General features: G+C 49.6%; 8 protein-coding genes. All 8 read left to right on the forward strand.

The window, feature by feature from the left end; all coding sequences use genetic code 11:
- Positions 1-121 precede the first annotated feature (121 nt).
- The 8 genes from ACAN55_RS05810 (at position 122) to ACAN55_RS05845 (ending at position 13,461) form a co-directional block, all read left to right on the forward strand.
- On the forward strand, positions 122-3,811 hold the full coding sequence (locus tag ACAN55_RS05810; protein ID WP_379129368.1) for a dynamin family protein: 3,690 nt from the start codon (positions 122-124) through the stop codon (positions 3,809-3,811).
- A 148-nt stretch (positions 3,812-3,959) separates the two neighbouring features.
- The gene (gene purT, locus ACAN55_RS05815; protein ID WP_379129371.1) at positions 3,960-5,150 is read left to right on the forward strand and encodes a formate-dependent phosphoribosylglycinamide formyltransferase; all 1,191 of its coding nucleotides are present in this window, start codon (positions 3,960-3,962) and stop codon (positions 5,148-5,150) included.
- Positions 5,140-5,601 (forward strand): GNAT family N-acetyltransferase, encoded by a 462-nt coding sequence (locus ACAN55_RS05820; RefSeq protein WP_379129373.1) that lies wholly within the window; start codon positions 5,140-5,142, stop codon positions 5,599-5,601. The genes purT and ACAN55_RS05820 overlap by 11 nt, the downstream gene beginning before the upstream one ends.
- Before the next feature lie 458 nt (positions 5,602-6,059).
- Positions 6,060-7,706 carry a response regulator transcription factor gene (locus tag ACAN55_RS05825; RefSeq protein WP_379129375.1) on the forward strand — a complete coding sequence of 549 codons (1,647 nt, stop codon included), beginning with the start codon at positions 6,060-6,062 and terminating at the stop codon, positions 7,704-7,706.
- 2 nt (positions 7,707-7,708) lie between these two features.
- Positions 7,709-9,538, forward strand: a complete 1,830-nt coding sequence (locus tag ACAN55_RS05830) for a sensor histidine kinase (protein WP_379129378.1) — start codon at positions 7,709-7,711, stop codon at positions 9,536-9,538.
- A complete protein-coding gene (locus ACAN55_RS05835; protein WP_379129380.1) occupies positions 9,535-10,557 on the forward strand; it encodes a substrate-binding domain-containing protein in 1,023 nt (340 codons plus the stop codon). Before ACAN55_RS05830 ends, ACAN55_RS05835 begins: the two co-directional genes overlap by 4 nt.
- Positions 10,558-10,747: 190 nt before the next feature.
- Complete coding sequence (locus ACAN55_RS05840; protein ID WP_379129384.1) at positions 10,748-11,827, forward strand: galactose ABC transporter substrate-binding protein; 1,080 nt, start codon at positions 10,748-10,750, stop codon at positions 11,825-11,827.
- 122 nt (positions 11,828-11,949) lie between these two features.
- The gene (locus tag ACAN55_RS05845; RefSeq protein WP_379129386.1) at positions 11,950-13,461 is read left to right on the forward strand and encodes a sugar ABC transporter ATP-binding protein; all 1,512 of its coding nucleotides are present in this window, start codon (positions 11,950-11,952) and stop codon (positions 13,459-13,461) included.
- The last annotated feature ends 75 nt before the right edge of the window (positions 13,462-13,536 follow it).

A 13,536-nucleotide genomic window follows, 5' to 3' on the forward strand; every position in this document is an offset into this window, starting at 1 on the left:
TTGATGAAACATGAGTTGTAGGTCAAAGTGTTTGATTTGTGACGATCTGGTGATAGAATAGAATTATTCTATTCTTGGGTAGTTTGTTGAGACATTAGGAATTGTCAGAGGTGGAGTGCGGATGGGAGCGGAACAAGCGAAGTATAAACCTGCTGCAACGGATGAGCGTTCAGATCTTAGCCGGCTGCAGGAGCTGATGAAGCTGTGGGGCGATGTTAATACGGAGCGAATTTTTGCGGAATTATCGCGCAAGGATTTGGCGAAAGAGTTGACGATAGCCTTTTGTGGTCATTTTTCTGCAGGGAAATCCAGTATGATCAACTCGCTATGCCGGATGTCTGTGCTTCCTTCAGGCCCAGTCCCGACCAGTGCGAATATTGTCTCCATCCGCTGCGGTAATCCACGGGTTGTAGTCTATCCGCGTAGAGCAGATGGCGAGAAAGAGAACGTCCCTTGGGAGACAACACCTGAAAGACTTGAAGAGTACTGCCGGAATGGCGGAGAATATACAGCGATTGAGGTATGGGAGGATATCCCGCTGCTTGGAACACATGGAGTGCTGATGGATACTCCGGGGGTGGATTCAACGGATGACGGCCACCATAGTGCCACTCATTCGGCGCTTCACCTGGCGGACGTAGTATTCTATGTGATGGATTATAATCATGTGCAATCCGAGACGAATCTGGCTTTTGCCAAAAATCTTAGTGATTGGGGCAAACCTCTCTATCTGGTCGTCAACCAGATTGACAAGCACCGGGAGAGCGAAATTTCGATTGAAGAATATCAACATCAAATGGTAACCGCTTTCAAACAATGGGATATCCAATGTGCTGGTGTATTATTCACTTCGCTCAAAGAGAAGGAACATCCTCTAAATCATTGGGAGCGCCTGGAGCTCCTTATCGGTCAACTGCTGGAGGCACGGGGAGAGCTGCTCGAATATAGCATCTCTTGCTCTATTCATCATGCGGCGGATTCTGCACTCTCCACATACCGTGAAGAGCAACGCGAACAGAAGGAAGAACTACTGTCCGGATTGTCGGATCTTCAGGAATGGGGAGTGCTGTCGGAGCAGGCGCTTGTACAGGAACAGCTTCTTGATCTCGAGAAACTGGCCCAGACATCGAGACTCAAGCTTCGCAGCAGTCTGGATAGTCTGCTGGAGAATGCCAATTTGATTCCCGCGGATGTACGTGAGCTTGCCGGGCAATATGTGGAGAGTCTGAATCCGGGATTCCGTACAGGCATTTGGTTCACGCCTGCCAAACGTTTGAAAGAGCAAACCTTACGTTTATCGGTTTTTTATGAACATTTGAACGAGAGGATAAAGGGCGAACTGGAGTGGCATTTGCTTTCGCTTCTCCGCTCATGGGGGGAGGAGCTTGAGCTTTGGAGCGAGTCCGCAGAAGCCTCGCTGAAGGAGAAGCAGCCAGCCCATTCTGCCGAATGGCTGGCCGGAATGGTTAAGCCGGGAACGGGCGCCTCGGGTGAAGCGCTGCTTAATTTCTGCCGCGGGGTTGCGGCAGAAATTAAGAGCCGGTACCGGCGCGCGGCCTTTGAGCTGGCAGATGAGCTGCTGGCGAAGCTGCCGCCGCTGGTGGAAGAGCGGCGCGCGGAACTCACGCGCCGCGAAGAGCAGCTCGGTCAGCAGGCGCGTGCTTTCGCCGCGCTTGCTGACCTGAACCGCGCGGAGGATGCCCGCGCGGAGGAACTCGCGGCGCTGCTACCGCCGCGCCGCCCCCTCACCCCCGGCACCCTGCCGGAGGTGAGGGACACCCCGCGGACCGGCGCGCACAGCGCCGCCGCCTCGGGGCCCCGGCCGCCGCAAGCGGCAGCGGCCGGGAGACTTCCCGCCGCCGCAGACCCGGCGGCGGGAAGTGCAGCGCCTGCGGGCGGAGGCCGCCGCAGGCTGGGGGCAGCCGCGGCGGTGCTCGGCGCCGCGGCGGAGCGGCTGCACCGCGAGCCGGGCATGGCCTCGGCCGCGCGCAGCCTGGCGGCGCGGGCGGGAGACCTCGCCGGCGGCCGCTTCACGATGGCGCTGTTCGGAGCGTTCAGCGCCGGTAAGTCTTCCTTCGCCAACGCCTTGCTGGGCGAAGATGTCCTTCCCGTGTCTCCCCATCCCGCCACGGCCGCGGTCAACCGCATTCTAGCACCGGAAGGGGACAGCAAGCACGGGACGGCTGCAGTAACGATGAAGTCGCCGGAGGAAATCTGGAATGATATCCGGCATTCATTTCAGGTGCTGCAGCTAGGAGAGCCGCAGGCTGGAACCTGGGTCTCTGTGCTGGGAGGGCTGCCGCAACGGGGGATTCACCCGTCAGCGCAGCCGCATGCCGGATTTCTTCGCGCCGCTGCTGCTGGCTGGGGAGAAGCTGAGAGTTGGCTGGGCAAGGTTCGTACGGTGGATATGGAGCAATACCGTCTTTTGGTAGCAGAGGAGAAAAGGGCCTGCTTTGTGAGGAGCATCGACCTCTTTTATTCCAGTCCCTTAACAGAGAGTGGAGTTATCCTCGTGGACACCCCGGGAGCAGATTCCTTACACGCCAGACATACCGGGGTTACCTTTGGCTATATGAAAGAAGCAGATGCGATTTGCTTCGTAACGTATTATAATCACGCATTTTCGAAAGCGGACCGGAGCCTGCTTGCTCAGCTCGGACGGATCAAAGACAGCTTTGCGCTCGATAAAATGTTTTTTGTGATTAATGCTTCCGACTTGGCTGCAAATGATGCTGAACTCGAGGAGGTTCGAAAGCATGTGGAGAACAATCTCCGTGCCGGAGGACTGACGGCACCCCGCATTTATTGCCTCTCCAGTCTGCAGGCGCTGGAAGGCCGGAGCAGAGGGGATGATCTTCTCTTTGACCGTTCCCGGTTCGCATTCTTTGAATCCGCATTTGCTAACTTTGCCGGGGACGAACTGCCCGGGTTGTCGCTTGCCGCAGCTAAGGAGAGTATGGTCACGGTCCGCCATCGGGTGGAGGAATGGCGGGAGTTGGCTTCGCGGGAGAGTAGCCAGCTGGAGGTAACGAGACAGCGTCTTGCAGATCGTCACCATGTTGCTAATGAGCGGATGAATCAGCTGCTGCTGGAGGAACGGCCTGCCGTTGATTTGCGCCGGGAGGTGGAAGAGCTGCTCTACCATGTCCGCCAACGCCTCAGTTTCTCATGGGGCCGGTTCTTTCAGGAGTCCTTCCATCCTTCTCTGCTTCGGGAGGATGCGGGCAATTTGAAGGATATTTTTGCCGCCTGTGGACGTGAGCTCTGGCGTACAGTCCAGCGGGAACTGGAGCAGGAATGTTGGGCCACCACCCTCAGGCTGGAAGCTGCCGGACAGCAGATTGTCCGCTCTGCCTTCACTGCTGCCGCTGAAGATCTGATGCTTTCTGAAAGCGAGATTCAATTGCTGTGGGAAGTAGAGGAGCATTGGCCTGCACCAGTCAGTATGGAGTCACCGCTACGCGAGATGGATTGGCTGGTGTTATGGAATTACTTCAAATCACCGCGCTATTTCTTCGAGGGACCCGGCCGCGACAAGGTTAAAACTTCTGCTGAACCGCAGTTGAAGGAAGCCATTGCTGAGGCTGCTGGCATTCAGGAGGCGGCTATGATAACCCATTATAAACACTGCCTGAGAACATCTCTTCAAGCTGCAGCTGACCGGCTCCATAGCTTACTTGCAGAGCAGGAGCAGGCTGTGTCCCTGAACCGGGAAGGAGGGGATGCCGCTGAACACTGGAGCCTGCTAATCCATGATTTACACGTATTGGAGAAATCTTTCGACGAAATCGTGGACGGTGAAGTGTGAAGATTGTAGGAAAATGTCGAAGAAGACTTGCAATCTGTGGTGTGATGGAAGAAAATAAAGGTGCCTGAAAATTTACAAGGAAACTGTCATGATTTCCTGAAAGAAAGATAAATGACAGTGGAATTGCCGAAAGAGGTCGAAAACGACAATGTGGGGAGCTCCTTTTTCAGCTCAAAGCCGGAAGCTGCTGTTGCTTGGCAGTGGTGAATTGGGTAAGGAGGTCATTATTGAGGCTCAGCGCCTTGGCGTAGAGACCGTGGCCGTAGACCGTTATAACCACGCACCTGCGATGGGTGTGGCCCATCGTTCACATGTGATTGATATGCTGGATGCTGAAGCACTTAAAGCACTCATCCGTGCGGAGAAGCCGGATGTCATTGTACCGGAGATTGAAGCCATTGCCACCCAGGCTCTAGTTGAGCTGGAAGAAGAGGGCTTCAGAGTGGTTCCGACCGCCCGTGCAACCCGATTGACTATGGACAGGGAAGGTATTCGCCGGCTGGCAGCCGAAGAACTGGGCCTTCCTACCGCGGCATACCGTTTCGCGGATAGTCTGGATGAGCTGAAGCAAGCGGTTCAGGAACTCGGTACACCCTGTGTAGTGAAGCCGATCATGAGCTCCTCCGGCAAAGGGCAGAGTGTATGCCGGAAGCCGGAGGATGCAGAGCAATGCTGGAGCAGTGCACTTGAAGGTGCAAGAGCCAAAGGCACCCGCGTCATCGTTGAGGCGTTTGTCACCTTCGAAAGTGAGATTACCCTGCTTACTGTGCGTACTGTGGATGGAACCGTATTTTGTCCGCCCATCGGGCATATTCAGAAGGACGGCGATTATGTTGAATCATGGCAGCCGCATGGTATGGAACCCAGCTTACTTAAAGAAGCAGAGTCCATGGCTAAAGCGATTACAGATGAGTTAGGCGGATTAGGCATTTTTGGCGTAGAGTTGTTTCTAACGAATAATGGAGTATTGTTCAGTGAGGTGTCGCCAAGACCGCATGATACCGGAATGGTGACAATGGCTACTCAGGATCTATCGCAATTTGCCCTGCATGTACGGGCTATTCTAGGTTTCCCCGTATCATCTATTCAGCTGCTCACCCCGGGAGCTTCGGCTACCCTCAAGGCGGAAAGCGGCGGACAAGCCTTTGCAGTAACCGGAATTCATGAGGCGCTGGCATTCCCGGGCACCCAGGTCCGGATCTTCGGCAAGCCGGAAGCACGACCAGGCCGACGGATGGCTGTTACGTTGAGCGCAGCGGAAACTGTGGAGAACGCGAGGACGACAGCCAAACAGGCGGCGTCTATGCTAAAAGTGGAGGTATATGAGGATGAACAGTAGTACTCAGGCACCGGTACTGCAAATTCGAAAATGCTGCTTGAATGATCTGGAAAGAGTAACTGCGCTCCTGCGTGAGTTCGGATATCCGACAACGCTCAGCGTGATGAAAGAGAGAATGGAAAGCATGGAGAATAATTCTCTCCACTGCACACTCGTGGCCGAGGTAGACAACGAAGTTGTAGGTATGGTCGGAATACGGCAAATTAGCTCCTATTATAAACAACAAGACTGTATCACAGAGATTACCGCACTTATCGTTTCGGAACAGCTTAGAGGACAGGGACTCGGAAAAAGACTTGTAGCCTCCGCGGAAGAATGGGCCAGACAGCAAGGCTCTTGCCAACTGTTCCTTCGCAGCGGAAACCGTGTGGAACGCGCTCCTGCTCGTGCCTTTTATCGTCATATCGGGTTTGATAAGGCGGGCTACCGTTTCACCAAAACACTCAAATAGAACATAACTTAACCGAATATCCCCATCCCGGCTCAGGCGGGATGGTTTTTTTTATTTTCATATATATTTTGAAGGCGCTTTTCCCAATATAAACAGGCCTACATCATTCCTACGAATACCGCAAGAGTCGTGACCAAGATATGTAAGGATGTACAAGCGTTAATCCGGGCTGTAAGCGCATTGAAATGATGTGTATAGCAATAATGAACGATCCGAAAGGGTTGAAACAGCACTGCTTATCCATGCATCCCTCCCGGCACCTTATTATTTTTTCCATTGATCCTCCATGAATCATGCCTAGTTAAAAATTAGTAATATGTATTTTGCCCACAAAAGTATGAACAATGTCATTATTCTTGGGAAACGCACTGGTTAAAATCAATACTTTAAATTAAACTTAGAGGTTGTAGCCATTATGTTGGTACAAAACCTTAATCAAATCCGAAGAGGGATGACTCATGTATAAATTGATTCTTGTAGAAGACGAAGAAGATGTAAGAGAAGGGATTATTGGCCAGATCGATTGGGAAAAGTACGGTTTTGAAGTGGTGGACCAGGCCGAGAACGGCAGAGAAGCTGCAGAATCGATTGACCGGCACCTGCCGGATGTTGTTGTGACCGATATTCAGATGCCTTTTATGAACGGACTGCAGCTTGCCGAGTGGATTCGCAGCCGTCATCCCAATACAAAAATTATTATTTTGACAGGCTTCGACGAATTTGAATATGCACAGCGGGCGATTAAGCTGCAGATTGATGAGTATGTGCTGAAGCCTTTTTCCGCTCAAGAACTGATTGATATTCTGCTGAAAGTCCGGGAACAGATTGAAGCCGAAATCGCCGAAAAAGAAAATGTGTTTGTCCTTAGCGAACATTACCGCAAAAGTCTGCCGGTGCTCCGGGAACAATTCCTTTCTTCACTGGTATCCCGCAGGCTCCGTACGGCAGAAATTGCCGAGAAAAGTATGGAATATGGGATCAATCTTACCGGAACGTTATTTCAGGCCTCAGTTATCGGGGTTGACTATATCCGCGGGGATGGAACGACGAGTGCAGCGCGCAAGCCCGTTTCCCTCCGGGATACCGGGGATCGAAATCTGCAGCTGTTCGCCGTGCTTAATATTGCCGAGGAAATCTGCATGAAGCATGGTTTCGGCAAAGTATTTATTCACCGTGATGATATCGTCATGCTCTCTGTAAGTGATGCGGAGACTGAAACGGAAATCACGGGCACAACCTTCGCGATATTGGAGGAAATCCGCCAGAACGTACAGCGATTCCTAAAGCTGACTGTAACGGCAGGTGCAGGGACAGTATGCCAGTCACCTGTGCTCTTGTTTAACTCCTTCGCCGATGCCGTGCAGGCATTGGATTATCGCCTCATTCTCGGTAACAATAGAGTGATCTGGATTGAGGATGTCGAATCCCGCTCTAACCGGATGCTGGCGTATGATGAACTGACTGAACAGGCTTTGATCCGCACAATTAAACTGGGGACAGTACAGGAATTAACCGAGACAATAGATGAGTTGTTCGGAGGTCTTGATGTGGAGCAGGTGTCTACGCAGGACTATCAGATTTTTTTGCTGGAGATTATTACATCCATTTTGCGTGTGGCCAAGGAAGCAGGTAGCGAAACCACTGAGCTGTTCGGTCCCGGGTTCTCATCTCTTATGGTTCTGAACAGGTTCAACAATATGGGGGAAGCCAAGCAGTGGATCATCAGCGTATGCAGCCGGCTTATGGACAATATCGCTACCGAGCGGCAGTCCAGCTATAAAATGCTGATCGAGCAGGCCAAGGATTATATCCGTGCCCATTATGAAGAATCTGATATTTCTATCGGCAAGGTATGCCAGCATCTGCACATCAGTACCGGTTACTTCAGCAGCATCTTCAAAAAAGAAATGAAAATGACGTTCGTCAGCTATCTGCTGCAAATCCGTCTGGAGGCGGCTAAGGATCTGCTGCGTTCAACGGAGCTTAAAGCGTTTGAAATTGCTGAAAGAATCGGTTTTGCAGATCCCAATTACTTCAGCTTCTGCTTCCGCAAGAAATACGGACAATCTCCTAAAGAGTATAAGAACAGCTCCCGGGGAGGCTAGACATGTCGATTAAAAAAGGTCGTTTTTATCCGCTGCGGCCACAGCGGCGTGGAGGAGGAAAGCTTCAGCTTTCTTCCAAGCTGCGCAGCATTCAGTTTATTATTACCGTTACCTTTACAACGGTGGCGGTTCTTGTAGCGGTAATCGTAAGCTTTATGCTCTACAACAAGTTTGCCAAAACGGCAGAAGCGAATGCCAACCTGAACATGCAGCAGATTATCGAACAGGTAAATTACAATCTGGAGCTGTATGTCAATGGAATGCGCAACATTTATGAAAAGGCGGAGGAGCGAATCTCCGAAACTTCTTCGATCGATGATTCCCTCCTGGAGGAGAGGCTCAACTCACTTCTGGAAACGCGTGAAGATGTTGTCTCTGTGGCTTTATTCACGCCGCAGGGCCAGCTTGTTCTGGATGTCCCCAAGTCAGACATGCGCAATAATACCCAGCTTGAGAATCAAAGCTGGTTCACGGCGCCGTCACTGACGAAGGAGATTTCATTCTCTGCGCCGCATATCCAGAACTTGTTCAAGAACAAATATACCTGGGTGGTATCCATGAGCAAGCTAGTGGAATACCGTGACCACGGTTCGCTGAAGACAGGCATTCTGCTGATCGATTTCAATTTCCGTACCATTGATGAACTCAGCAAGCAGGTTAAGCTGGGCAAAAGAGGTTACGCTTACATCCTGGACCCGTTAGGAAATATCGTCTATCATCCGCAGCAGCAACTGATTTATGCGGGTTTAAAATATGAGAATGTGGAGCCGGTACTTGAATATGCCTACCGGAGTTATGTCGATGATTCCACGGGAGAGAAACGCTTTATTACCGTGCGGACTCTGGCGGAGACAGGGTGGAAAATCGTTGGAGTCGCTTATTATGATGAGATTGTAACGACCAAACGTGACCTTAACCAGTTCCTGCTGGGATTCCTTGCTGTCGTTATTCTTTGTGTAATCATTGTCTCGGTCCTGATGTCCGCATTGATCGCCAGCCCGATCCGTAATCTGGAGCGGACGGTGAAACAGGTGGGAGAAGGTGACTTAAATACTCCTATCGATGTCAGCGGAGCTTATGAAGTGGAGCAGCTGTCCAAGCGCTTTAATCTGATGCTGCAGCGCATCCGCCAACTGATGGACCAGATTATTTATGAACAGGAAACCAAACGTAAGGGCGAACTCGAAGTACTGCAATCCCAGATCAACCCCCATTTTTTATATAACACTTTGAATTCAGTGATCCGGCTCGCGGAGCGCGGAAAAACAGACGAGGTGGTTACCATGATCCAGTCCTTGTCAAGGTTCTTCCGGATTTCTCTTAGCAAAGGGAAGAATATTATCACCGTACAAGAGGAGTTGGATCATGTCCGTCACTACCTGGTCATCCAAAGCTTCCGGTTCAAGAACAAATTCCGCTATGAAATATCAGCGCAGGAAGAGGTTCTTCAGTGCCAGACGATGAAGCTTATCCTGCAGCCCATTGTCGAGAATGCGCTGTATCACGGGATCGAAATGATGCCGGATGAAGGGTTTATTTCCATTAGAGCGGAGCTTGCGGATAAGAACGTAGTCATTACCGTCAGGGATAACGGACTGGGAATGTCCCAGGAGACACTGAACGGTATTTTGACAGGCGGAAGCAAAAGCGGTGGCTCCGGGGTAGGCGTGAGAAATGTGAACGAACGGATCGGTCTTTATTTTGGCCGTGGATACGGATTATCTTTTGAAAGCGAAATTGAAGAAGGTACGACGGTCATCATCGTATTTCCAGCATTAATGGAACAGAAGGGCGCCGGGGAATATGAGAAGGAGGAGGGGACTTCCGTATGAGAACCATTCGTTTTGGGCTGACACTGCTGTTATGTGTGGCGGTTTGGGTATCGGTTACCTCTTGCTTCAATACTGCTCCTGATTATATGAATACTAACAAAACCCGTAAAGTGCACATGATCGTTAAGATGAACAAAGGTGAATATTGGAATACCGTCAAGCAGGGAGCTGAGACGGCAGCCAAAGAGTTTAATGTAAGTCTGACCTTTAAGGCTCCTGACTCTGAAAGCGATGTGGATGACCAGATCCAAATGGTAGAGGACTCAATTTCAGACAAAGCTGATGTGATTATATTAGCAGCCAGCAGTTATATGGGTCTGGCGCAGGTGGTAGATAAAGCGGCTTATTACAAAATTCCGGTCATCTCGGTGGATGCCGAGGTGGGTTCTGCTAGAGTAACAACCTATGTCGGCTCTAACGGATATGAGGCCGGCCAGAAATCTGCAGAAAGACTGATACAGCTTCTTAAGGGTTATGGTGAAATCGGCATTATCAATTTTACGAACTCCACTTCCCGTGAACAAGCGAATTCTGCAAGCACTATTGATATCGGGGCACGTGATGCGGATGAGCGGGAGAAGGGCTTTTTGAATTATGCCGCGCGGTATCCTAATATCCATGTTGTTCAAATCGCCTATACCTCTTCAGAGATTGCGGATGCAGAGAGACTTACTCAAGATATGGTCGAGAAGCACCCGTCCTTGCGTGGACTAGCAACTTTGAATGAAACTGCATCACAAGGTGCTGCGAAAGTCATACAAAACTTAAAGATGGGCAATATAAAGATGGTCGCATTCGACAGTTCTCCATCCATGATGGAACTTTTGCAGGATGGTACTGTTCAGGCCACTGTAATCCAGAATCCTTTCAGTAACGGCTATCTGGCCGTAAAGCATGCGGTTGAGGTCATCCAGGGCATTGATGTGCCTGAACGAGTGGATACCGGGACCAAGCTGATTGATCTGGATAACATGTTGTGGCCAGAGAATCAAAAGCTGTTATTTCCGTTCGTCAGATAATGAAATATGCAAAGGGGGAAACGACATAAAACGGGAAAAAAATATAAAATTCCTGGTTACTATATGAGAATTTTCATGAAAATGAGTAGGATTTTATATTCGCAATCGCTTTCAGGTAAGGCATAATAACAATGTACCCGGAACAACACGGGACATACAAATAAAGAATTAATCAGGAGGTCAATGAATAATGAAAAAAATCACTTCCGTATTACTTGCCAGCGCTTTGCTGGGTGCTGCTCTTGCAGGCTGTGGTGGCAACAACAACGCTGCTAATAACGCTAACACAGGTAACGCTACTAACGGTGCAGAAGCAACTGCTGCTCCTGCCGCTGAAGGAACTCCAAAAGTAGGTGTTGCCATCTACAAATTTGATGACACTTTCATGACTGGTGTTCGTAACGCAATCGAATCTTCCGCTGAAGGTATTGCTGATGTAGATATCGTTGACAGCCAAAACTCCCAACCAACACAAAATGACAAGGTTGACTTGTTCATTACTAAAAAATACAACGGCATGCTGATCAACCCGGTTGACCGTACAGCAGCTGGCGTTATCATCGACAAAGCTAAAACAGCTAACATTCCGGTTGTATTCCTGAACCGCGAACCGCTTCCTGAAGATATGAAGAAATGGGACAAAGTTTACTATGTAGGCGCTAAAGCAGAAGAGTCCGGTACAATGTCCGGCCAACTGATCGTTGACTACTGGAAAGCACACCCAGAAGCTGACAAAAACGGCGACGGCGTTCTTCAATACGTAATGCTTAAAGGCGAACCAGGACACCAAGATGCTGAGCTTCGTACAACTTACTCCATCCAAGCTATCGAAGATGCTGGTATCAAAGTTGAGAAATTGGCTGAAGATACTGCAATGTGGGATCGCGTAAAAGGTCAAGAAAAAATGGCAGCATTCCTCGGCTCCCACGGCGACAAAATCGAAGCCGTTCTTGCTAACAACGATGACATGGCACTCGGTGCTATCGAAGCTTTGAAAGCACAAGGATACTTCACTGGCGACAAATACATGCCGGTAGTAGGTGTTGATGCAACTGCTCCAGCTGTTCAAGCTCTTGAAGAAGGAACTATGCTTGGTACTGTTCTGAATGATGCTAACAACCAAGGTAAAGCAGCTATCACTGTAGCTTCCTTGCTTGCTAAAGGCGAAACTCCAACTAAAGAAAACGTTGGTTTCGACATCACTGACAACCAATATGTATGGATCTCTTACAAAAAGATCACTAAAGACAACGTTGCTGACGCTAAGTAATTAGAGTACTGAGGAATGAACGGGGAGCGTTCGCGCTCCCTGAATTTCCTTTCGGGTAGGGAACAGGATGGAACCACTGTGCCTCTCATTAAAAAAGAAAAAAACGTAGGGGGCGTAAGAAAATGGCTCAAAGCGAGTTTTTGCTGGAAATGAAAAATATCACGAAAGAATTTCCCGGTGTAAAAGCGCTGGACGGTGTTAGCTTGCAAGTAAAACCTGGTTCGGTTCATGCTCTTATGGGCGAGAACGGTGCAGGTAAATCAACACTAATGAAATGTCTTTTCGGAATTTATTCACCGGATGCCGGTGAAATTTACCTGAATGGCGAGAAAGCCAACATTAACAATTCTAACGATGCCCTTAAAAACGGGATCTCCATGATTCACCAAGAGTTGCATCCAGTACCTTTCCGTAGCGTTATGGAAAATATCTGGTTAGGACGTTTTCCGACCAAGGGAATCGGGCCGCTTCAGTTTATTGACCACAAAAAGATGTACAATGATACGCAGAATCTATTCAAAGATTTGGATCTTGATCTGAATCCCGAAACCTTGGTGGGCAAACTGTCCGTATCCAAAATCCAATCCATCGAAATTGCGAAAGCCGTGTCCTTTAATTCCCGCGTTATTGTTATGGATGAACCAACTTCATCCCTGACCAGCGTGGAAGTGGAGCATCTGTTCCGGATTATCCGGGATCTCCAAAAACGGGGCGTTGCCATTATTTATATATCTCACAAGATGGAAGAAATCCTTGAGATTTCCGATGACGTTACCATCATGCGTGACGGTAAAAAAATCGGTACCTGGCCGGCTGCTGAAATGACAACCGACCTGATTATCTCCAGAATGGTTGGCCGTGATCTGACTAACCGCTTCCCTGAACGCCATAACGTTCCTGGTGAAGTCTACATGAAAGTAGATGGACTGACCTCTCCGGAACCAAGATCCTTTAAAGATGTATCCTTCTCTCTAAGACGCGGTGAAATTCTTGGCATCGGCGGTCTGGTTGGTGCGCAGCGTACTGAAGTAATTGAGGCTTTGTTCGGTCTCCGTGCGATTCAGTCCGGCTCCATCTCCATTGAAGGCAAACAAGTTAAAATTAATTCTCCTAAAGACGCTATGAAGTATGGCTTGGCGCTGCTGACGGAAGAACGCCGTGTAACGGGTATCTTCCCGGTTCTGTCCGTCCATGAGAATGGTGCAATCGCTAACCTCGACCGGTATACAACTCCTTATCTTCTGCTTAACGGCAAGAAGAAAAAAGTAGAAGTAGATAAAATGATCGAGAAGCTGCGCACCAAAACACCTACAACTAAAACACCAATCATGAACCTGTCCGGGGGGAACCAGCAGAAGGTGCTTCTTGCCAGATGGTTGCTTACCGAGCCGGAAGTTCTTCTCCTCGATGAGCCTACTCGCGGTATCGACGTAGGTGCGAAGTTCGAGATTTATACGATCATTGCCGATTTGGCGAAACAAGGTAAGAGTATCATCATGATTTCTTCTGAAATGCCTGAACTCCTCGGAATGTCTGACCGGGTAATGGTAATGTCGGAAGGAAAGCTTACAGGCATACTAGAAGGCGAGCAGGCTACGGAAACCGAAGTTATGCGTCTCGCTGCACAGCACTAGGATAGGAAGAAAAGATTATGCTTTCGAAGACAGTTTTACTTCGCAAATCAGCTTATGCTTACGAAGAGAGCTACG

The organism is Paenibacillus oryziterrae (genome assembly GCF_042610485.1).
Lineage (GTDB): Bacteria > Bacillota > Bacilli > Paenibacillales > Paenibacillaceae > Paenibacillus_AQ.